The organism is Pectobacterium zantedeschiae (assembly GCF_004137795.1).
GTDB lineage: Bacteria > Pseudomonadota > Gammaproteobacteria > Enterobacterales > Enterobacteriaceae > Pectobacterium > Pectobacterium zantedeschiae.
The window spans coordinates 142236-164838 of sequence record NZ_NWTM01000002.1; the positions used below are offsets into that span (position 1 = coordinate 142236).

The 22603-nt window shown below is 49.7% G+C and carries 18 protein-coding genes and 1 pseudogene; 16 read left to right on the forward strand and 3 right to left on the reverse strand.

Annotation, left to right across the window (positions count from 1 at the left end):
* Nucleotides 1-8: 8 nt before the first annotated feature.
* From CLR69_RS15305 to CLR69_RS15335, 7 genes and pseudogenes are all read left to right on the forward strand, one after another.
* Nucleotides 9-856, forward strand: a pseudogene (locus CLR69_RS15305) (integrase domain-containing protein).
* 240 nt (nucleotides 857-1096) lie between these two features.
* Nucleotides 1097-1876 (forward strand): Abi-alpha family protein, encoded by a 780-nt coding sequence (locus CLR69_RS15310; RefSeq protein ID WP_129712289.1) that lies wholly within the window; start codon nucleotides 1097-1099, stop codon nucleotides 1874-1876.
* 294 nt (nucleotides 1877-2170) lie between these two features.
* Nucleotides 2171-2881 (forward strand): TOPRIM nucleotidyl transferase/hydrolase domain-containing protein, encoded by a 711-nt coding sequence (locus CLR69_RS15315; protein WP_242451646.1) that lies wholly within the window; start codon nucleotides 2171-2173, stop codon nucleotides 2879-2881.
* Nucleotides 2882-3557: 676 nt separating this feature from the next.
* Entirely contained in the window at nucleotides 3558-4259 is a 702-nt protein-coding gene (locus tag CLR69_RS15320; RefSeq protein ID WP_129712288.1) for an ABC transporter ATP-binding protein, read from the forward strand.
* Entirely contained in the window at nucleotides 4252-5496 is a 1245-nt protein-coding gene (locus tag CLR69_RS15325; RefSeq protein ID WP_129712287.1) for an ABC transporter permease, read from the forward strand. Before CLR69_RS15320 ends, CLR69_RS15325 begins: the two co-directional genes overlap by 8 nt.
* A complete protein-coding gene (locus CLR69_RS15330) occupies nucleotides 5489-6955 on the forward strand; it encodes a TolC family protein (protein WP_129712286.1) in 1467 nt (488 codons plus the stop codon). The genes CLR69_RS15325 and CLR69_RS15330 overlap by 8 nt, the downstream gene beginning before the upstream one ends.
* Nucleotides 6948-8213, forward strand: coding sequence for an efflux RND transporter periplasmic adaptor subunit (locus CLR69_RS15335; RefSeq protein WP_129712285.1), 1266 nt, complete (start codon nucleotides 6948-6950; stop codon nucleotides 8211-8213). Before CLR69_RS15330 ends, CLR69_RS15335 begins: the two co-directional genes overlap by 8 nt.
* A gap of 172 nt (nucleotides 8214-8385) precedes the next feature.
* Here CLR69_RS15335 and CLR69_RS15340 read toward each other — a convergent pair whose 3' ends face one another.
* On the reverse strand, nucleotides 8386-9183 hold the full coding sequence (locus CLR69_RS15340) for a hypothetical protein (RefSeq protein ID WP_129712284.1): 798 nt from the start codon (nucleotides 9181-9183) through the stop codon (nucleotides 8386-8388).
* Between the two features lie 98 nt (nucleotides 9184-9281).
* Nucleotides 9282-9734: a hypothetical protein gene (locus CLR69_RS15345; protein ID WP_242451647.1), complete on the reverse strand. Its 453-nt coding sequence runs from the start codon at nucleotides 9732-9734 to the stop codon at nucleotides 9282-9284.
* Nucleotides 9735-10326: 592 nt separating this feature from the next.
* On the opposite strand from CLR69_RS15345, the gene ahpC reads away from it, so the two are divergent.
* The gene (gene ahpC, locus CLR69_RS15350) at nucleotides 10327-10890 is read left to right on the forward strand and encodes an alkyl hydroperoxide reductase subunit C (RefSeq protein WP_010295460.1); all 564 of its coding nucleotides are present in this window, start codon (nucleotides 10327-10329) and stop codon (nucleotides 10888-10890) included.
* 146 nt (nucleotides 10891-11036) lie between these two features.
* Nucleotides 11037-12617 (forward strand): alkyl hydroperoxide reductase subunit F, encoded by a 1581-nt coding sequence (gene ahpF, locus CLR69_RS15355; protein WP_129712283.1) that lies wholly within the window; start codon nucleotides 11037-11039, stop codon nucleotides 12615-12617.
* Between the two features lie 518 nt (nucleotides 12618-13135).
* Here ahpF and queG read toward each other — a convergent pair.
* Nucleotides 13136-14275, reverse strand: coding sequence for a tRNA epoxyqueuosine(34) reductase QueG (gene queG, locus CLR69_RS15360; protein ID WP_129712282.1), 1140 nt, complete (start codon nucleotides 14273-14275; stop codon nucleotides 13136-13138).
* Nucleotides 14276-14453: 178 nt separating this feature from the next.
* Here queG and CLR69_RS15365 point away from each other — a divergent pair, with 178 nt between their 5' ends.
* The 7 genes from CLR69_RS15365 to hfq all read left to right on the forward strand — a co-directional run bounded on the left by CLR69_RS15365 (nucleotide 14454) and on the right by hfq (nucleotide 22575).
* Complete coding sequence (locus CLR69_RS15365; protein ID WP_129712281.1) at nucleotides 14454-15335, forward strand: hypothetical protein; 882 nt, start codon at nucleotides 14454-14456, stop codon at nucleotides 15333-15335.
* A 92-nt stretch (nucleotides 15336-15427) separates the two neighbouring features.
* Entirely contained in the window at nucleotides 15428-16996 is a 1569-nt protein-coding gene (nnr, locus tag CLR69_RS15370; RefSeq protein ID WP_129712280.1) for a bifunctional ADP-dependent NAD(P)H-hydrate dehydratase/NAD(P)H-hydrate epimerase, read from the forward strand.
* 19 nt (nucleotides 16997-17015) lie between these two features.
* Nucleotides 17016-17498, forward strand: coding sequence for a tRNA (adenosine(37)-N6)-threonylcarbamoyltransferase complex ATPase subunit type 1 TsaE (gene tsaE, locus CLR69_RS15375; protein ID WP_095700697.1), 483 nt, complete (start codon nucleotides 17016-17018; stop codon nucleotides 17496-17498).
* Entirely contained in the window at nucleotides 17495-19168 is a 1674-nt protein-coding gene (amiB, locus tag CLR69_RS15380) for an N-acetylmuramoyl-L-alanine amidase AmiB (protein WP_129712279.1), read from the forward strand. The genes tsaE and amiB overlap by 4 nt, the downstream gene beginning before the upstream one ends.
* Before the next feature lie 51 nt (nucleotides 19169-19219).
* Entirely contained in the window at nucleotides 19220-21229 is a 2010-nt protein-coding gene (mutL, locus tag CLR69_RS15385; RefSeq protein ID WP_129712278.1) for a DNA mismatch repair endonuclease MutL, read from the forward strand.
* The gene (gene miaA, locus CLR69_RS15390; RefSeq protein WP_129712277.1) at nucleotides 21222-22163 is read left to right on the forward strand and encodes a tRNA (adenosine(37)-N6)-dimethylallyltransferase MiaA; all 942 of its coding nucleotides are present in this window, start codon (nucleotides 21222-21224) and stop codon (nucleotides 22161-22163) included. Before mutL ends, miaA begins: the two co-directional genes overlap by 8 nt.
* A gap of 112 nt (nucleotides 22164-22275) precedes the next feature.
* The gene (hfq, locus tag CLR69_RS15395; protein WP_005973057.1) at nucleotides 22276-22575 is read left to right on the forward strand and encodes an RNA chaperone Hfq; all 300 of its coding nucleotides are present in this window, start codon (nucleotides 22276-22278) and stop codon (nucleotides 22573-22575) included.
* Nucleotides 22576-22603 lie beyond the last annotated feature (28 nt).

A 22603-nucleotide genomic window follows, 5' to 3' on the forward strand; every position in this document is an offset into this window, starting at 1 on the left:
GAGATTCTATGTCACGATTAAGTAGGGCGATGCAGACGCTGGCCCGACAGGCTGGCGGCAGTCATAAGACGGTTCATGACCGGCTAAAAATTGCAGAGCGGCTTGCCGGTCATCTGCGGTCTTTGAATATTCAGGTCCGCTCGGCGCAGCATCTGAAGGCAAAACATATCGAATGTTATATCGCCGAACGGTTAGAACAGGGAATTACACTGCACACGCTGCATAATGAAATGGCAGCAGTGCGGGTAATGCTGCGCATTGCCGGGCGGGCTAAGCTGGCGGATGCGGAACGGCTGAGCAACAAGACGTTAGGTCTGAGTGGGGCTAGCCGGAGCGCTATCGGGCGGCGCTGGCAATCCTGCAACAGAAAGACACTGGACTCGCGCTGACGCTACAACTGGCTCGAATGATGGGCCTGCGATCGCAGGAAGCGGTGCAGTGTTCGCAATCGCTCAAGACATGGGCTACCGCGCTGGAGCGAGGCGACGAACAACTGACGGTGGTATTCGGCACCAAAGGCGGACGGCCACGACAAACGTGGGTGCTGGATCGGGAAACGTTAACGCAGACAGTGAATCAGGCACTGGCAGTTGCCGCTACCTGCAACGGTCGGCTGATTGATAAACCGGATCTAAAAAGCGCCATGAACCGCTGGCGTTCACAAACCGCTCTGGCAGGGCTAAAGGGGCAATATTCCCCGCACAGCCTGCGTTACGCATGGGCACAGGATGCGATGTGTTATTACCGGCGGCAGGGTTTCAGCAACCGGGAAGTCAGCGCGCTGGTGTCGATGGATTTAGGGCATGGAGATGTGCGAGGGCGGTATGTGCAGCGGGTTTATGGGAAAGCGCTGTAGAGTGTTGTTGAATAAATCGGAGTGTACTGGATCATACTTGATCTGGTACTTTCGCTGATCTGAGCGCAATCTAATCGGCAGGCGGCTATGCGCCAGGAGCGGACATTCCTCAGTTCGTATTGCATTAATTAGCGTGGAACAGGTCATTAAATGTGTATAAAAATCTAGTAATAAATGTAATATTATCAATATAGTGCATTCGAGTAATCTTATGTTATTAACGATGTTTACGAGGATAATATGGAAAAGGAAACAATGGCGCTAATAGAGTCAATCCCAAAAGAGGTTTGGCTCCAACTATATAACGACTCTTCTCAACCGATGTTGAAGCAGTTTGGCCGATTTGGCGAGGATCTTGCCAAAACACTGCGGCTTGTTACTTTTCCTATCCAATGTACAGCATATATACAAGATCGAGTCGACAGAGGTTTTTCGAAAGCATTACAACAAGTGCCGGAAGAAAGACGTGTTGTGCCACCCGAAGGATTGGTGTTGGACATTGCCGATAAGCTCAAGCACCATGATTGCGAGTCCTTAGTCGGAAAACTTTACGTCGAATTGTTGACTGCTTCTATGGACACTGAAAGAGCACATCAAGCACATCCGGCATTTTTGCCAATCATCGGGCAACTTTCATCTGATGAAGCACTATTCTTATTGCGCCTATCTGAAAAAACACCTTCTATTTATGTCAGAGATAAAAAGAATTGGGATCCGGTAAGCCAAACGGAAAGGGAGGTGTTTTTGAATGACGTGACATTTCCCATTCATGATGTGGAAACTAAACTTTTAGATCTGGCACTAAAACCAGAAGAGCTTTACTATTCAGAAAATTTTTATATTTACATTGAGCATCTTAACGAGTTAGGCCTTCTGGAATATAGTAACGACTATTCAAATAAAAAATGGGATAGCTGGAGAGAACTTACGGCTGGTCAATATGATATGTGGTTTATTGAGTTAACAAAGTTTGGTCGTTTATTCTTTAAGTGCTGTAACGCTGCCTTAGATAGCATTTAGTATTATTGGTCATCTAATTGTAATGTAAATATTCCATTAAGAGAAATTATTCATTTCCATTTAACACATGCATTCTTGCGATTGTAACGTCCGCTTTCGCTCACAACGGACCTTTAGCTCAGTTAGCTTGTCCGCTCCTGCCAGAAGCGGACATTGCGAACGCCTTAGGGGGCTGGTCAATTCAGATGTTAATTGATTTGGGGCATGGTAATATTTAGGCTCTGTAGGATACATTTTTCGCAGTATTTTCGGTTTTCAATAGCGAGTGGGATTAACTCTCAGAGGAGTCAGTTAGTGGGAACAACAATGGAGGACATCCAATACGACGAAATGTTAAATGAGCTTCTCTTTCAAGAAGTAATGAAGAATGAAGCAAAAAAACAGTGTATTTATGTTTTTGTCGAAGGTGAGTGCGAAGAACTTGTTTTTCAACCCTTACTTGAAAAATGTGGCATAGATTTTGATAAACTTGGCATTGTAATTGCTAATTACAATGGGGTAGGTAATTTAAAACATGCCATAAGACTTCTAAATAAAACATTGAGCCATGATCGACCAATAATAGTAACATATGATGATGATCATGAAGGAAAGAAAATAAATAAAATAAATACACCATTGATAACATACTTTAAAATACCATTTAGACCTATGGTTTGTTATCGTGATGGCTCTTTAGGAGGAGCATTTGAAGAAAGTTTTCCTAAAGATTGCTTTTTAGCAGCTTGTTTTCAGAAAAATGTCATAGCTAATTCTTTTTTATCAAGACGTAATGACTTTGAAAAAACATTTAATACAACCAAGTCGTGGTTATCTCAATTAGCACAATTCATTTCATTCAATGGTGGACGTCCTGATTCTATAAATAAAATAAAATTGGCTGAAAACATGATGCTTTCAGTGTCTCAGATACCTGAGACTTATAAGGAATTAGCCAAGGTCATTATTGATATTAGAAACAAAAATCCAATAAAGCATCCTGAAGATATAGATTTAAATTTGTAAAAAATGCTGCTTATATTCACAAGCTGAACTTTTCGTATTTAGTAGATATTATCGCAACGTTCGGTTTTCGCTCGTAGCTGACAAGGAGCTATCTCGCGAACAGATTCAGTGCGAAAAGCCGATGCGCTAACATCACAGATGTATTCATCAATGGGGAGCAGGTCAGAGACACCTTGCCAACGTCCCCAACCTAGTACACAATATAGCCAGCAAACAAACAAGGTGTACCGAAAATCCTTGTTGAATCAGCCGATTGAGTGAGAAATGACTATCTCGTTTCCCGCTCCAAAATTCTTCATCCTCTTCATTACTCTCCCTTTCTTACTCTGACATCCGGCTTTATCACTGTCTGCTATTTCGTTTAACCTCATTAAACGCCGATATTTTCCATAGCTAAATGGTATTTCTGTTAAACATCATCATTAACCTTCTGAAACCGGTGTGCCAACACTTTGGCTATCGTCACATTAAAACGATTAAAGTCTTCTGCTGTCATGGTCGTTAAGTCATTAGAGGCATTGCCATCTTTATTTGGCGCTTGCATCGATTGACGATGCCGTTATGGTCTGGAAACTGGCCAATGACGGAGAAAGCACCTTAGGCGGCTTTTCCTAAAGCACAAACAGTAGGATAATTCGGTTCATGTGATGCTCTAGGGGATCAATAAGAGGCAAGGATGTCTAATGAAAGAGTAACGAATCTGATCTGTTTACAAGGTATTTCACACACCTACAGTACCGGTGCTTCTTCTCAATCGGTGCTTCATGATATTTCACTGTCCATTCCTGCTGGGCAAAGCTGCGCTATCGTTGGTGCATCGGGTTCTGGCAAAAGTACTTTGCTCAATATTATCGGTTTACTCGATCAGCCCGTTTCCGGGCGGTTATTGCTTGCCGGGAAAGATATGGCCAAGGCAAATGCCGATGAACGCGCCATCATGCGCAATCAGATCATTGGTTTCGTCTTCCAAAGTTTTAATTTGCTGCCGCGTCTGGATGCGTTGGATAACGTCGCACTTCCCTTGACCTATCGCGGCGCGTCTCGGCAGGCCGCTCGGCAAGCCGCGCAAGTACAGTTGGCGCGTGTCGGCCTTGCTGAGCGAAGTCACCATCGGCCAGCCGACTTGTCTGGCGGCCAACGTCAGCGGGTAGCGATTGCACGCGCACTGGTCGGGGAACCAGCACTTCTTCTCGCGGATGAACCGACTGGCAACCTTGATAGCCAAACGGCTGATGACATCATCACACTATTGCTGATATTGAACCGCGAACAGGGTACGACACTCGTGATGGTGACGCATGACGAAGGCATGGCCTGTCGTATGGCTCGGCGTATTCAGGTGCAAGATGGTCGAGTCTATGAGGTGAATCATGCCTGATCCTCGTTTACGAATGGAAGATTGTCAGGCGCAGCGATGTCACTATGGCCCTTCACTGCAACAGCGTCTACTTGAGCCGTTGAACAGCCTTATTCTTCTGGGGCGGCGGGCGGTTCTGGCTCTGCTGGGGATCGCCGTAGGGTGCGGTTCTGTTGTCGCTTTGCTCAACGTTGGCCATAACGCGGAAACTGAAGCCTTGGGCGTATTCAGAGGAATGGGCAGCGATCTTCTGGTCGCCACCGTTCAGAATCGAGTAGGAAGTCATATTAACGGTTCGGCTCCTGCTGACCTGGATATTCCCGCTTTGCGACGAAATCTGCCTGATATTAAGGCGGCAACTGCGTTAATTGTTACTTCTACTGAGGCGCGATTACGTGGCCGTTCACTGAGCACCATGGTTGTGGGCAGTAGGGCTGAATTGTCTGAAGTATTAGGGTTGAAGCTCGCGCAAGGCCGCTACCTGAGTGATTTCGATGAGCAAAGTACATACATCGTACTGGGTGCGAATGTTGCAGCGCAATGGGCATCGCAAGGCGGCGTGGCGACTTTAGGCGAGCGCGTGCAGGTTGGCGAATATTTGTTTGAGATTGTGGGAACCCTGCAACCGCAGGGACACAATCCTCTGGTTCCTGTCTCCGTGGATGACTCTATCCTGATGCCTATCTCTGGTATGCGCCGTGTCATGCCAACACCACAGATCGTCAGTGTGATTGCCCGCAGCAGCAGCAGCACGCTGATGCAAACCGGCTCACGGTTAAAGGATTATTTGGCGCCTCTGATGCCGAAGTTGGATATCGATGTGCAAATCCCACAGCAGTTGCTGGAAGGAATGGCGCAGCAGTCACGGATGTTTTCATGGTTGTTGGCCGGACTGGGAGGGATTTCTCTGCTGGTAGGCGGAGTTGGGGTGATGAACGTCATGGTCATGAATGTGTCTGAACGGCGTCGTGAAATCGGTGTTCGTATGGCGTTGGGCGCGCGACCGCGCGATATTGCCGGGCTGTTCTTACTGGAGGCCATTGTTCTTTCCGCTTGCGGAGCCCTGATTGGGGCGGTGTGTGGCGTCGTAGCGGCGTGGCTGTTTGTCTTTTTTTCAGATTGGTCAGCGTTTTCGCTCTCGGCATTGTCACTCCCCCTTGGTATTGGCAGTTCACTGGCGATCGGCCTGTTTTTTGGGCTTAATCCTGCGATGACGGCGGCTCGGCTCGAACCCGTACAGGCGCTACGCGATGCGTAAATCTATCCTGTGTTTACTTATTTTGTTTTCTGCTCGTGAAGGATATGCAGAAACGTCTTTGAATCCTTCTCAGGCGACGCGACAGGGGCAGCCAGCAGTAGTCACATCGCTGAATGCACAAACAATCGATCTCACACTGAGCGATGCCATTTATCTTGGTTTACGTGACAATCGTGCGATCCGCAGCGCCTATCTGGATCGTATCGCGCAGAAATTTGATCTTCGTGTTGCGGAAGATCGTTTTACTCCCAAACTGTCACTGACGGGCAGCTATCTTTCCAATCGTAATCAAAGCGATCGTTATCGGCAGGGCAATCTGACGCCGACATCGACATTGCTCACGCCTTATGGCACCCGTTTTAGCCTTGGCTGGACCTACCGCCACACGCTGGCTGATAGCGCCGGATTGTCGCGCAACGATGGTGCCAATATCACTGTTATTCAACCTTTGCTGCGCGGGGCCGGTAAAGACGTCACTACTGCGCCGTTTCGTATTGCACAGCTGATTGAGCAACTGAATCGCCTTGCGCTAAAATCCACCGTTTCGCAGACCATTACGCAGATTATTGCCGCCTATCGGGAACTGCTCCGATCGCAAGAACAACTGCAAATCGCTCGTGATGCATTAGCGCGTGCGCGACAACTGGTCGACGTCAACCGTGCGATGATTGCCGCAGGCCGTATGGCTGAATTTGAAATCGTGCAGACTGAGGCTGAAGTGGCCACGCAGGAACTGGCGTATGAAGAAGCCAGAAACCAGCTGGACATGGCGCGCCTTGCATTGCTGCAACTACTGGCATTGGATTTAAATTCTCTAATTGTGGCAACGGAATCCATGCAAGCACAGCGCGTTGATGTCAACGCTGCACAGGCGTTACAACAAGCTGAATCATCGCGGCCCGCCTATCTGGCGCAAATCATCGCTAACGAGCAGGCGGCGCTCGGGCTGGCGGTGGCACGTAATGATCGCCTGTGGGATGTGTCGTTGATTGGGGGCGCGAGTCAGGTGCGTGACCGCGCAGCACAGAGCAGCACCTCGCGAACCTGGGAGAATTATGTCGGCGTTCAGGTGGAGATCCCTATCGGTGATTTGAGTACGCGTCAGGCTGAGGTACAAGCGCGAGTTAATGTACGTAATCAGCACATTCAGTTGGATGACGTCAGGCAGCAGCTTGAGCGTGATGTCACCAATGCGGTGCGTGATATTGGTACGCGCTGGCGGCAGTTTGAGATCTCCCAACGAGCGCGCGATTTATCACGCCGTAAGCTGGAAATTGAACGAGAAAAGCTCACGGTTGGGCGTTCCAGTAACTTTCAAGTGCTGAGTTTCGAGAACGATTTACGCAACGCTGAAAACGCTCGTCTTAATGCTCTTATCAGCTATCTCAATGCGCAGGCTGAATTGGATGAGACGCTGGGCACCACATTACAAAGCTGGGATATTGCACTCAATGATTAGGTATGACTTTCTGTCTCGCCTGCGTCGGCATCACCTTATTGTATTGTCGCTGATCGCGACGTTTAGTGTGCTTATTTGGCTGCTGGTAGGGCGTTCGGGTGAGCAGAAAAACGTTTCTCAGGGACAATGGCTGCCCGTCCAGAAGCAGTTACTGGAGAATCAATTAGGGTTGGTTGGACGAATCCAGGCTGCGACGCAGACAACGCTGGCAGCTCCTTTTGAAGGTGTTATCCGTGAAGTGTTGGTGCGTGAGGGGCAACGTGTCGAGCAAGGGCAAACGTTACTAGTTTTGGAGCCTGGGCAAATTGAGATTCAGTTACGTCAGGCGCAGGCTGAAGTGCTCAAGACGCAGCGTGAGGTGCAATCGCTTAGGCAGTGGGAGCAAAGCGCTGAGGTATCACGTGCGCGACGTGCAGTAAGCTCAGCTCGATCTACTTTTAGCAATACGCAAGCCAATCTGCGGGATACACAGGCGCTGTTTGAACGTGGCATCGTCGCGCGTATGGAAGTTGATACATTAAAGCAGCAAAGTCGTTCGCAGGAGCAAGATTTGGTCGCGGCGCAAGAGGATCTGCGAACGGTACTGGCGCGTGGGAATGGCGAAGATCGCAAGATTGCGGAGATGGAGTTAACCAACGCACAGGTACGCTATCAGACGCTGGCTGCTCAGGTTGAACGACAGACCATCAAGGCTCCGTTTAGCGGTTTTGTGGTGCGTCCGGCGACACCGGACAACGGTAAGCCTGTGGTCATCCAGCCCGGTTTGCTGGTTAGCCAAGGCGCGCCGCTGTTTGGCGTCATTGCACAGGACCACTTTCAGGTGGCGACTCGGGTAGAAGAGACTGACCTGCATCAATTGCAAGAAGGAATGGCGGTTAACGTGAGCGGAGATGGTTTTGCCGGACAAACGCTCACGGGAAAGGTTGCCGCGATTGATATGCAGGCTAATGCTGCTGATATATCAGGCAGCGGTGCTTACTATGATGTGGTGGTGTCGCTTGATACCCCGCTGGCGGACTTAAAGCAAAACATTCGGCTGGGTATGAGCGCACGGCTGGCTATTATTGTCTATCGTAATGCGCAAGGTATCGCTGTGCCTGCACAGGCTGTACATACCAGTGATAATGGCGATACCTATGTCATTTATCGTTCAGGTGCTGATGTCCTGCCAAAGAGAATCAATGTGACACTGGGGAAATCGGTGGCGCAGGGTGTGGAAATCTATGGACTGGAAGCCGGTGAAGTGCTGATTCCCTAATTATCTGCTAAGGCGCATGACCCGTTGCCAGAAGCGGTAATTGTGAGAACGGTAATGTGAGTCTGTCGGTTTCTATTTTTTGCGTCAGAAGTGGGTGTTCAGGAAATAAGCACAGGGTTGCTATCGGTATCCCCTGAATACCCTCCTCGAAAATTATCAGCAAGGGGACTCGTTATTTAGCATTTTCCGTTGTCATCGTGTTACCGTCTAATTGGGCGTTACGTGGCAAAAGTAAATCGAGCATGCTGCTCAGCGAGTTGGTATTTTTTCCTGACTCACCGGTCACAAAGTTGTAATCCATCTCTATCAGGTGTTTGAGCCGAGACTCGTAGTTGGCGGGAGCCTGTACCTGTTCGATTAACGGTAAGCCTTCGTAGTGTTTCAGAACGAGTTTGAAGAATTCTGTTTGTTTAAATTCCCCTTGATTCCATTCTTGCTTGCTTTGCGCGACGACTTTATGGCTCCAGGCGCTTTCTATTTCGTTTGATTCATGTAATGCCGCCCTACGCTCGTTGACGGTAAAGGTATTGCCGTCGTCATAAATAATGAGTGAGAGTTGATCGCGAGATAGTCCTTTGAAGGGGTTTGAGCCGCGGCCATTAGCGAAATCATTAGCTTGCTTTGCACGAGCAAGTAACTGTGGATCGTCAGTATCAGGTAATTCTTCAGCCAGCGCTTTTCGGCGGCTTTCATAGCTGCTACCAGCCAACTCCTCAATGACCGAATGTGCGTACGATGCCAGTTTGCCTCGGTTATTGCTGCTATCCCTCGCTTCTGCACGTGTTGCTGCATCGCTTAGTTGTCTTGCCAGAGAAGATACGCTGCTTTTATCTTTTTCTACTGATTCACTAGAGGATACGGATGACGTCGTTTTATTCGGGGTGTTGCCTGTTACCGCAGATGAGTTTGTTTTCGCAGTGTCTTTAACATCAATGCCTTTGGTGGCGGGAAGGTTATTTAGATTAATCATCTTCAGGTTTCCAGGTAGCAGTCTGATATCTGAAGGATAAGCCACGCTAAAAGGTGGCTTATCCAATTTACTCATGTAAATGTTTCACGCGAGCGGCTTTATCTCATTGTGATTTCAACATCTGAATCATAAGTTGTGACATTGGCATAAGTGACTCGCAGATCGCATCGAGCACCGTTACTTGGTGTTGTGCTCTTCGTCCATTGTGGGATTTTATTCCCCAGAACATATTTCACAGTATAGGTCATATCAAATTGACAGACTTTCGTTCCAATCTTGTAGCGAACGTGCATTGAACTTACGTCGTTGTATGGGCTAGAGATTGTATAAGCATTTGATTGCCCACCAAAGACCGAAGCCAATGGTGTGGGGGAGGCGTTCGCTTGTGAGAATACTTCTGCCGCTGTCGTCGGTGAGAATATTGCGGCTGGAGCAGAGGCCGAGCCTAAGTTCTTAAATGTCACATTGAATTTCGGGCCTGCATTAGCAGCAACGGATGCCAACAGTGCTGTTGCAACAATAGAAGATAAGAATATTTTCTTTGTGTTCACTTCAAAAACTCCATGTATTTTCATCTGAGGCTACAGTCTTTTATCTATCCTTACTCATGCCATAGGGCGGAATACAGCATCTGCGCGCTGTAGCCATAAGACTCAGACAAACCGCGATATGGGTATTTATATAAAATCGGCATTTTAATGAAATAACTTTAGTTCTTTGTGGTTATGTCTAAATAGATTTGTGATTCGTATTGATATATTAAATTCGCTATTTTACTGAGCTTATTATTATTTTATTTTAGTGATGTTTTATTTAAAAATAATTTCCATTGAATTATATTTAATGCTAACAATTTAACGCGGATATTTTGAATGAATTGAATCTTAGCGTAACCCGTTCGTCTACCTTGTTTTCAAACCAATAGAAGAAGCTTGCCTGCTTCTTTGCTATTGATTTGACGGGTGAGGTTGTTACGCCACGCTTTAAGACAATCAGAATCGGAGATCAGAATATGGAAATCACGTATCCCTGACTCGGTGTCAAGTTAGGTATTACTTATTGATTCGATAAAGACAACGGATTGGTGATAGCGATCACATTTCTGTACTTTAGCCACATGCGAAAACACATGAGGATAAAGTGATGTCAGTAATCAATACCCAAGTTAAACCATTCAAAAACATGGCTTTCAAAGACGGTCAATTCATCGAAGTGACTGAGAAGAACATCGAAGGCAAATGGAGCGTGTTCTTCTTCTATCCGGCTGACTTTACGTTTGTTTGCCCGACCGAACTGGGTGATGTCGCTGACTACTACGACGAATTCCAAGAACGTGGCGTGGAAATCTACTCTGTTTCTACCGACACCCACTTCACGCACAAAGCGTGGCACAGCAGCTCTGAAACGATTGGCAAAATCAAATACACCATGATCGGTGACCCAACAGGCCAACTGACGCGTAACTTTGAAAACATGCGTGAAGCCGAAGGTCTGGCCGACCGCGGTACGTTCATCGTTGACCCACAGGGCATCATCCAGGCGGTAGAAATCACGGCTGAAGGTATTGGTCGCGATGCATCTGACCTGCTGCGCAAAGTGAAAGCGGCTCAGTACGTTGCTTCTCACCCAGGCGAAGTGTGCCCAGCCAAGTGGAAAGAAGGCGAGGCTACGCTGGCCCCGTCTCTGGATCTGGTTGGCAAAATCTAAGCTAACACCTCGGAAAACATAGCCGTGGAAAACATGGCTGTTTTTGTCGGGTGCAATGCACCCGAATTTTATGGCCCGGCTTCTTTTCGGGCCTGCACCCTGCATGATTTTGCCTTTGTACCAATTTACCTAATTAAGGACGACCGATGCTCGACAATACGATGAAAGTCCAGTTGAAAGCCTATCTGGAAAAATTAACCAAACCTGTTGAGTTAATTGCGACTCTGGATGATTCCGCTAAATCTGCTGAAGTCAGAACCTTGCTGACCGAGATCGCCGAGTTGTCTAATCAGGTAAACTTTATTGAAAATAATACATTGGTTGAAAAGAATGGCCAGCTAGCACGTAAGCCTTCTTTTTTGATTACTAATCCAGGCTCCCAGAGCGGTCCGCGTTTTGCCGGTGCGCCGATGGGGCACGAATTTACCTCCCTGATTCTGGCGTTATTGCAGGTGGGCGGACATCCGTCGAAAGAAGCGAAAGAATTACTCGATCAAATCCGTAATCTTGACGGTTCGTTCCATTTTGAAACGTATTACTCGCTGTCCTGCCACAACTGCCCGGATGTGGTGCAGGCGCTGAATTTAATGGCGGTTCTGAATCCAAATATCACCCATACCGCGATTGACGGCGGCGTGTTCCAGGATGAGATTCAAAGCCGCAATGTCATGGGTGTCCCCACCGTTTTCCTGAACGGCGAACACTTTAGTCAAGGGCGGACGAGCCTCGCTGAGATTGTGACTAAAATCGATACCGGAGCGGGCGCTAAACAAGTTGAGAAGCTGAACCAGCGTGACGTTTATGATGTGTTAATCATCGGTAGCGGCCCGGCAGGCGCGGCAGCGGCGGTCTATTCGGCGCGTAAAGGCATCCGCACGGGCTTGGTCGGTGAACGCTTTGGCGGTCAGGTGCTGGATACCGTCGATATCGAAAACTACATTTCCGTTCCTAAAACGGAAGGTGCCAAACTGGCAACGGCGTTGAAGAGCCATGTTGACGACTACGATGTCGATGTCATCGACGCGCAGAGTGCCGAAGCCTTAATTCCCGGCGGCGAACCGGGTAAACCGCATCAGGTGATCACCGTATCCGGCGCGACGCTGAAAGCACGTAGCGTGATCATTGCGACTGGCGCACGCTGGAGAAACATGAATGTCCCCGGCGAAGATCAGTATCGTACGCGTGGTGTAACGTACTGCCCACACTGCGATGGCCCGCTGTTTAAAGGCAAACACGTCGCAGTGATTGGCGGAGGAAACTCCGGTGTAGAAGCAGCTATCGATCTGGCTGGCGTGGTGAAACATGTCACGCTGCTTGAGTTCGCACCGGAACTGAAAGCGGATTCGGTATTGCAGGAGAAGGTACGCAGCCTGCCGAACGTTGACATCATTCTGAATGCGCAGACCACAGAAGTGAAAGGTGATGGACAGAAAGTAACAGGCCTGAGCTACAAAGATCGTATTACCGATACGGTACACGATTTACCGCTGGAAGGGATCTTCGTGCAAATCGGCCTGTTGCCTAACACTCACTGGTTGGAAGGTACCGTAGCCAGAAACCGCATCGGTGAGATTGAGATCGATGCCAAGTGTGAAACCAGCGTGAAAGGTGTCTTTGCTGCTGGTGACTGTACGACGGTGCCGTACAAACAGATTATTATTGCGACGGGTGAAGGAGCAAAAGCGTCATTGAGCGCATTTGATTACCTAATCAGAACTCGTGCGTAATATCTGCCTATAGGAGAGTGGCACACATTCGCCTTTCTCCTGTTGTTCTGACGACAATCTTTACTTTCCGCGCGGCGATATCTCATAAAAGAGGTATCGTCGCGTTTTTTCGTCTTAAAATTTTCCGTTTGGTTGTAAAAATTAGAGCTCAGCCCTTGCCAAGGGACAATAAGAAATTCATAATGCTTGCCGCTCTATGTTGTGCCCCATTTTTTACGCTTTACACAGCACCGTATTTCGAGCGTTAGCACTGCCTCAATTCACACCATTTTTTATCAGTTAATACAAAAAATCATATTCTTCTTAACAGACTTATCCACAGGCTGTTCGCTGGTTATTTATTAATCACGCTATGTTGTTGATAAAACACAGTAAGCTATCTTATTGATATCTATCTATAAATTTCACTTATAAAACGTTATGACGATCACTTGTATTTTTTGTGACAGTTGATTGGCAACGGTTTTTTTATTTATTCACAGCACGTACGACAAACTGATGACAACCGTTTGAGTGGCTCACGCATCGCGCGGTAATCCTTTCTCTACTGCACGAATAAGTCGTTTTTTTTGCGTGGATTGGACGTCAATTGCCAGTGACGCGCGGCGCTCCAACTGCTGGTGAATCGCCCAGTGGATGTGTTCGTCCAACAGTTCGCTTTCACCCAGACGGGTTTGCAGTGCCAGCACGATACTATCCTGATAGGGAGCATTCCCCAGTGCGACGGCGATATTGCGCAGCCAACGGAGATGGCCGATGCGTCTGATCGGAGATCCTTCCGTAATCCGCAAAAATTTCTCTTCATTCCAGCCAAACAATGCCAGAAGCTCCGGCGTATGCAGCGCAGCACGCGGGCTGAAATCAGCTTCGTCGGTGAGCTGTGAAAACCGGTTCCACGGACAAATCAGCTGACAATCATCGCAGCCATAGATGCGGTTGCCCATCAGCGGACGAAACTCTTCGGGAATCGGACCTTCCAATTCGATAGTCAGGTAGGAAATGCAGCGGCGGGCATCGACGGTATAAGGGGCGACAATCGCGCCGGTTGGGCAGGTCGTCATGCAGGCGACGCAGCGACCACACTGTTCTTCCTGTGGCCGATCGACGGGCAGAGGTAGATCGATGAGCAGTTCACCGAGAAAGAACCAGGAACCCGCTTCTCTGTTCAATATTAGTGAGTGTTTACCAACCCAGCCAAGCCCGGCTTTTGCAGCCAAAGGACGCTCCATAATGGGAGCGGAATCGACGAATGGGCGAAAATTCAATTCACCACAGTATTCCTGAATCTGATCGCCAAGCTTCTTTAGACGCTGACGTAATAGTTTGTGGTAATCGCGGCCCAGTGCATAACGGCTAACGTAGCCGAGCTCTGGATTCTTTAACGTACTCGCGAATGCCGCTTTGGCGGGCAGGTAATTCATACGTACGCTGATGACGCGGAGTGTGCCGGGCAATAGTTCATGCGGACGTGCCCGCAGCATGCCATGGCGCGCCATCCAATCCATTTCTCCGTGGTATTGCTTATCCAGCCAGGCCTGAAGCCGTGGTTCTTCTGCGGACAGATCGGTGTCGCAGATGCCGACCTGCTGGAATCCCAATGCTTGTCCCCATTGCTTGATGTGTTGCGCTAATTCATTGAGATCGTAGGGGTATGACATGAGAAACCGTAAAAATGCACCGTATTATCTGATTTTACCATAAAGTCAGAATATCTCTGAGACGCGCAGTTCACGGTATTAGTAGGGAGGATAGAGAAACCATAAGGTTGTTGCGTCTAATACCGATAATAGAAAAACATCCACGCTATATCCAATAATAAAACTCTGGGAATATGATATGGAAACCGTATCGCTTTCTGCTTATCGTATTGTAAATAAAGACATAGATATTCGTATTGATGTTAACCAGCGGCAGGTTGCACAGATGGTCACCGTTGAGCCATCGGAGAAGGCGACTTTTGAACAGGTGCAAATCAGTCAGGAAGGGCGGAAACAGTTACAAGACGATATCACATCGCCGCCTGCCCGCCGTTTTTTCTCTTCTGATATCGATAATGCATTATCACAGACATTAGCTGGACAGCCCGAGCAGGTGTCTCAGGCGGTCTATCGTATTATCGATGAAAATTTCATGAATAGCTCAGTGGTAAGTGGGGAGTCGCGTCAAGCTTCGCTAGCGTTGGGGCTTTCTCAGGCTGCTTATCTCGCCGAACATTATATTAATGACGATCAGAAATCATCCTTTCTGGATACGATGAAGCAAATCGCCGCGATTTCGCAGACGCGTACGACGGATGAAAAAGGTAATATCTCTTATTACACCCCGCCTTCATATATACCCGGAACGACCGAATATAAGGTGGACTGGGGAGAAATCATGAAGGAAAAAGAACCGAAGCGCTATGAAGGCTATCGGGAAGCGATGGAGTCCGGCGACGTCGTAAAAGGGTTAGAGGAATTTATTAACTTCGTCAGTACTGCTGCGATTACCCATCCTGAATGGGGGCGTGAGTATCAGAATAATGCCGTCCGGCAGGTTAATGAGATTAAGCTCGCAGAAATAAGCAATCCATTTGCCAATATCGATTTATCTGCCCCATCTGGTTTTATGTCGGGTGTGCTTGATGTATTAAAAAGCGCTTTTAGTGAACAAACGCTGCAATACTCGATAAAGCGGATCGAACAGTTCTTTGCCTCGCTGCCTGAAATTTCTCGCTAATACGCCTTAATCGTCTGCCCGTTCTCTCTGGCGAACCGCGGCAGACCTTGCTAACTTGAAATGCATGTTCCATGCCATTGATGGAGAACAACATGCATAACGCCAGTGAGCCTTATCGTCTGGATACGGCAGAAGCCAGCTTACCTGATTCGGTGTTTTATGCCGACTGGGTGCGCCATGAAGAGGGGAGAGCGGCTCGTGAATCAGGGCTTTCTCTGTGGGAGCTCATGCAGCGTGCGGGAGAAGCAGCATTTGAGATTGCTCGTCACTGCTATCCCTCCACCCGACGCTGGCGGGTGCTGGCGGGACACGGCAATAATGGCGGCGATGGATATGTGGTTGCTAGTTTAGCGCTGGCGGCGGGTATTGAGGTAGATGTTGTTGCCTGCGCCAGCGATAGGCCGCTGCCTGATGACGCCCGTCTTGCTCGGAAGCGCTGGCTGGATCAGGGCGGTCGTGTTGAAGACGTTAGTGCGCAGGATGATGTTGATACGCCGTGGCCAGAAGGGATCGATCTCATTATTGATGGTCTATTGGGTACCGGCCTTTCCTCTGTACCACGCCCACCTTATGCCACGTTAATGATGCAGGCGAATGCCTATCCCGCTCCTATTATTTCACTGGATATTCCCTCTGGCTTACATGCTGAAACTGGCGCCTGTGCTGGCGTAGCGATCTGCGCGGCGCAGACGGTGACGTTTATCGCGCTGAAACCGGGGCTACTGACTGGTCGTGCCCGTGAGCAAGTTGGGAAACTCCATTATTCCTCGCTAGGGTTGCAAACGTGGTTGAAAGGCCAAACTGCGCCGATACGTCGGTTGAGCGCAGCGCAACTTCCCGAATGGTTGGCGCCTCGTCCAGCCGGACAACATAAAGGCGATAACGGTAGGCTGCTGGTGGTGGGGGGAAACTCGGGTTTAGGTGGTGCGGCATTGATGGCTGCCGATGCGGCTTTACATAGCGGTGCAGGCTTAGTGCGAGTACTTACTCACAAGCAGTATCAATCGGCATTTCTGACGGCTCGACCGGAATTGATGGTGCAAGAATTGACGACAGATACGTTGCGACAGGGACTGGAATGGGCTGATGTTGTGGTGATTGGGCCTGGTTTAGGGCAGGATGAATGGGCTAAAAATGCGCTGCGCCTGGCAGAGAATTGTAACAAACCGATGTTATGGGATGCAGATGCACTTAACCTGCTGGCAATCAATCCGCATAAGCGGCAGAATCGCGTGCTGACACCTCACCCTGGTGAGGCGGCACGTTTATTGAATTGCAGCGTGTCTGATATTGAAAGTGATCGCTTACTTGCGGCGACAAAGTTGGTAAAACGCTATGGCGGTGTTGTCGTATTAAAAGGTGCAGGAACCGTGATTGCCAGCGGGCAAGCAGAGGTCGCTATTGCTGATGTGGGAAACCCCGGTATGGCGACCGGTGGCATGGGTGATGTGCTGTCAGGTATCGTTGGCGGTTTGCTGGCGCAAAAGCTCCCGCTGTATGATGCTGCCTGTGCTGGATGTGTCGTACACGGTGCGGCGGCCGACTGGCTGGCGGCACAGCGCGGTACCCGAGGTATGCTGGCAACCGATTTACTGCCTGTGTTGTTCCGCTATGTGAATCCCGAGCGGGTGTTTCCAGAGCCGATATTTTTAGAACAATAGATATTTTTAGAACAGTAGAATGAAAAAAATAGTCTTACTTCTGCCGGATGAGGCAGCAACCATTTCATTAGGCACGGCGCTGGCGAAAGCCTGTGACGGTGCTTGTGTTATCCATCTTTATGGCGATCTCGGCGCGGGGAAAACGACGTTTAGTCGTGGGTTCCTACAGGCGCGTGGCCATCAGGGCAACGTCAAAAGCCCCACGTATACGCTGGTAGAGCCTTATGCGTTATCGCCACTGGCTGTCTATCACTTTGATCTCTATCGACTGGCCGATCCAGAAGAGTTGGAGTTTATGGGGATCCGCGATTATCTGACGCAAGATGCCATTTGTCTGATTGAATGGCCGCAGCAGGGGGCTGGTGTGCTGCCCGATGCGGATATCGAACTGCATTTGCGTTATCAGGATCAGGGCCGACAGGCAGAATTGTCCGCTGTCTCTGCGGCGGGAGATGCAATGTTACAACGTTTTTCTCTTCAGCCAGGAACAACAGAATCATGATGAGTCGTATGGTTAAGCTGTTCATTGGCGTATGGCTGTTGCTGGCAGGGTCGGCGTGGGCTGCCAACCTGTCAGATATTAAGGTAGACAATGCGTCGGGTCAGGCCACGGTGCGCCTGAGCTTTAGCGGTCAGCCTATTTATGCTTTCTTCCCACTCAGTAACCCGGCCAGAGTGGTCATTGATATTCGTCAGAGTGGCGTCATTCAGGGGGTGCCGTTGGATTTCAGCGGGCAAAATCTGATTAAACGTGTGCGAACCAGCAACGCGCAGGACGCACAAAGCCTGCGTTTGGTGCTGGATTTGACTCAGGCGGCCAAGACTCGAGCGGTTACGCAAAAAGAGGGGGCTGGATACGTTGTTGTTTTCACCATCACTGGTGATAAAGCGAAAACGGTGCAAGCCGCTTCCACGGCTCCTGCTGCACGGCAGCAAAATAGTGCGCCAGCAGAACCTGCAAAAAATCCGTTTACTAACAAACCCACTGTTGTCGTAAACAGCAGTTCGTCATCGACCCGAGTGCCTGCCCGGCAGGGGAATGAACGGGTCGTTGTAGCGATTGATGCCGGCCACGGGGGACAAGATCCTGGTGCGATTGGCACGAACGGGCTGCGTGAGAAAAATGTCACCATTTCTATCGCTCGTAAGTTACAAACTTTACTGAATAACGATCCGGCTTTTAAAGGCGTATTAACGCGCGACGGTGACTACTTTATCTCCGTTATGGGGCGTTCTGATGTGGCACGTAAGCAGGGCGCGAATCTGTTAGTGTCGATTCACGCGGATGCTGCGCCGAACCGTAATGCCAAAGGCGCGTCTGTGTGGGTGCTGTCCAACCGACGGGCGAACAGTGAAATGGCAAACTGGCTGGAACAGCACGAGAAACAGTCTGAACTGTTGGGCGGAGCGGGCGATTTGCTGGCGAACAGCAGCGCGGATCCTTACCTCAGCCAGGCGGTGCTAGATCTGCAATTTGGCCATTCCCAGCGCGTCGGGTATGACGTCGCGACCAAGGTGCTGCGTGAGCTTCAGCGCGTCGGGGGGCTGCATAAACGACGTCCTGAGCACGCCAGCCTGGGTGTGTTGCGCTCGCCAGATATCCCTTCTCTGCTGGTGGAAACCGGGTTTATCACCAATGTTTCGGAAGAGCGGCTGTTGGGGAGTAACGACTATCAGGAAAAAATCGCCAATGCGATTTATCAAGGGCTGAGGGGGTACTTCCAAACGCACCCGATGCAATCTCTCCCAAAGCAGGAAAGCCGCCCACTACAGTCGGCGGCAAATGATACAGCGACATCGGGCAGCAGCGTAACGACGGCGAAAGCGAGTACTGGCAATACGCGTCATACTGTCGCACGTGGCGAAACGCTTTCCTCCATTGCCCGACGTTATGGTGTCAGTCTCGCGGCTATGCGTGAGGTGAATAAGTTAAATAAAGACATCGTCTGGGTTGGACAGCGTTTGAATATTCCTGCAACAGGAACGAAGCAGACGGCATCAACGCCCACGCCCAAAAAGGCAGTACCAGTGAAGCATAAGGTTGTAAAGGGTGATAGCCTGAGTGCGATTGCTGCGCGTTACGGTGTCAGTATGAAAGAGATCCAACAGGCGAATAATATGCGCTCTGGTTCGGTACAACTGGGGCAAACGCTAATTATACCGTCCGCCTGATGCTTCATGCTGGCGATGTCGATAGATTGAGGATAGTAAGAGGGATACGCCATGCCGATTCAGGTGCTGCCACCGCAGTTGGCTAACCAGATTGCCGCCGGAGAAGTGGTTGAGCGCCCGGCTTCGGTCGTGAAGGAACTGGTGGAAAACAGTCTGGATGCAGGGGCGACCCGAATTGATATCGACATAGAACGCGGCGGTGCGAAGCTGATCCGCATTCGTGACAATGGCTCGGGCATCGGAAAGGATGAGTTAACGCTGGCGCTGGCGCGTCATGCGACCAGTAAAATAGCTACGCTCGACGATCTGGAAGCGATTGTTAGCATGGGATTTCGCGGCGAAGCGCTGGCGAGTATCAGCTCTGTCTCCCGTTTAACTCTGACATCACGCACTGCCGAACAATCCGAGGCCTGGCAGGCCTACGCCGAAGGGCGCGATATGGCGGTGACGGTCAAACCAGCCGCTCATCCTGTGGGCACCACGCTGGAAGTGTTGGATCTGTTTTACAACACGCCCGCCCGCCGTAAATTTATGCGCACGGAGAAAACCGAATTCACCCATATTGATGAGGTCGTACGCCGCATTGCACTGGCACGTTTTGATGTCGCCATCACGCTACATCATAACGGTAAGCTGATACGGCAGTATCGTGCCGCACCAGATAAAAGCCAATATGAACGCCGTTTGGGCAGCATTTGCGGAGCGACCTTCTTACAGCATGCGCTCGCGGTGTCATGGCAACATGGCGATCTCACCATTCATGGCTGGGTCGCCGATCCGGTCGGTGCAAAACAGCTGCCTGATATGCAGTATTGCTATGTGAATCAGCGCATGATGCGTGATCGGCTCATTAATCATGCTATCCGACAGGCTTATCAGGATCAGCTTAGCGACGATCAGCAGCCCGCTTATGTTTTGTATCTGGAGATCGACCCGCATCAGGTTGATGTGAATGTGCATCCCGCCAAGCATGAGGTGCGGTTCCATCAGGCGCGGTTGGTGCATGACTTTATCTATCAGGCTGTGATGTCCGTTCTACAGCAGGCTTCTGCACCGGGGCTTGGTATGACAGAGCCGGAGACAGGCAAGCCCGTGCAATGGCAGCAGGAAAATCGTCCTGCCGCAGGTGAAAACCATTTTGCTCAGCCGTCGCGTACCGATAATTCGCCGTCGTATGGCGGGAAAGCTCCACGCACAGGTCATTCCGGTCAGGCGCGAGAATCTGCCTATTCTGGCTACCAGCCGGAGAATCCGTATCAGAAAAAGCAGGGCGATCTGTATAAGGCGCTGCTGCAACCGACGGATAACGGAACAAATACACCACCGCCGTCTGGCGAGCAGGTTTCCGTACCGTCGAATAGCGTGATGTCATCGGACGTAGTGGTACCCTCCACGGTAGTGCATGACGCGTCCTCGAATCGCACCGCACCGGACACCGCAGCCAACAATAATAAGCAACGCGCGCCAGCTGAGTCACCGCTGGAAAGCCAATCAAATGGTTTTGGACGAATACTGACGGTTTATCCACCGTGCTACGCGCTGTTGGAGTACCATAAGGGGCTGGCGATGCTGTCGCTTCCTGTTGCCGAGCGCTATCTGAAAGTCGTGCAGTTGACACCCTCCGATGAGGGGCTGCGAGCGCAGCCGTTACTGATCCCTCAGCGCCTGACGTTGAGTAAATCCGAATTGAACGTCTTGTCTGCCCACCATGATTTGCTGACGCGTTTTGGTATTGATGTATTGGTTGAGTCACAACGTGCCACATTGCGTGCCGTACCTTTACCATTGCGCCAACAAAATTTACAAAACTTGATCTCCGAACTGATAGGCTATCTGGCTAACTATCAGACGGTTAAGACACAGCAGGTGGAGCCTAGCGCATTGGCATCGTGGATGGCAATGCGATTGCAGAGCGAACAGGAAAACTGGAGCCATTCTCAGGCCATACAATTACTGGCGGATGTCGAGCGGCTTTGTCCGCAACTGGCGAAAACGCCGCCGTCTGAACTTTTATATATGATGGACATCCATGATGCCATCCAGGCTTTAAAGCATGAGTGATGTAGAAAACGCGCCGTTGCCACCTGCCATTTTTATCATGGGGCCAACGGCGTCAGGAAAAACGGCATTGGCGATGTCGCTACGAGAATATTTGCCAGTAGAGTTGATTAGCGTAGATTCCGCCCTCATCTATAAAAATATGGATATTGGGACGGCGAAACCGAGTGCGGAAGAGCTGGCACAGGCACCGCATCGGTTAATCGACATTCTCGATCCGACAGAGTCCTATTCTGCGGCTGATTTTCGCCGTGATGCACTACGCGAAATGGCGGATATTACCGCTGCCGGGCGCATTCCTCTGCTGGTAGGGGGAACGATGCTGTATTTCAAGGCGCTGCTTGAGGGGCTTTCTCCTCTGCCATCAGCCGATGCCGCAGTGCGACAACGCATTGAAGAACAGGCAAAAGAAATCGGCTGGGAAGCGATGCATCGGCAGCTTAGTGAGATCGATCCGGTAGCAGCAATTCGGATTCATCCAAATGATCCGCAGAGACTCTCGCGAGCACTGGAAGTTTTTTTCGTTTCAGGTAACACTTTAACTGAACTGACAAAAACGTCTGGCGACGCGCTGCCCTATCAGGTTCATCAGTTTGCTATCGCCCCGGCGACACGTGAATTGTTGCATCAGCGAATTGAACAGCGTTTTCACCAGATGTTGGCGGCGGGTTTTGAGACGGAAGCCCGGACATTGTTTGACCGGCACGACCTTCATACGGATATGCCCTCTATTCGCTGCGTTGGTTATCGCCAGATGTGGTCATATTTATCCGGTGAAATTGATTACGATGAAATGGTTTATCGGGGAATTTGTGCGACGCGTCAGCTAGCGAAGCGGCAAATGACCTGGCTACGCGGTTGGGATGATGTGTGCTGGCTGGATAGCGAAAAACCGACTGAAGCACTGGACAAGGTAATCGAGGTTGTTAGTGCATAGGTTGGGTGATTGTGTACAATCGGTGAGTCTCAGCGTGCAAGTTTTTTACACCGTTATTTTAGAGCCATAGGGTTCTTTGTTACAAACAACATACAAATAAGGAAAATATAGAATGGCTAAGGGGCAATCTTTGCAAGATCCGTTCTTGAACGCTTTGCGTCGTGAACGTGTTCCGGTTTCGATTTATTTGGTGAACGGTATTAAGCTGCAAGGTCAGATCGAATCTTTCGATCAGTTCGTGATTTTGTTGAAAAACACGGTAAGTCAGATGGTTTATAAGCATGCCATCTCTACAGTTGTTCCTTCTCGCCCAGTCTCTCACCATAGCAACAATCCTGGCGGCAGCAACAACTATCACGGTAGTAACACGACTGCTCAGCAGCAGTCGCAGGATGCTGATGACGCCGAATAAGGCGTATTGTCAATTCACCACGGCGTGG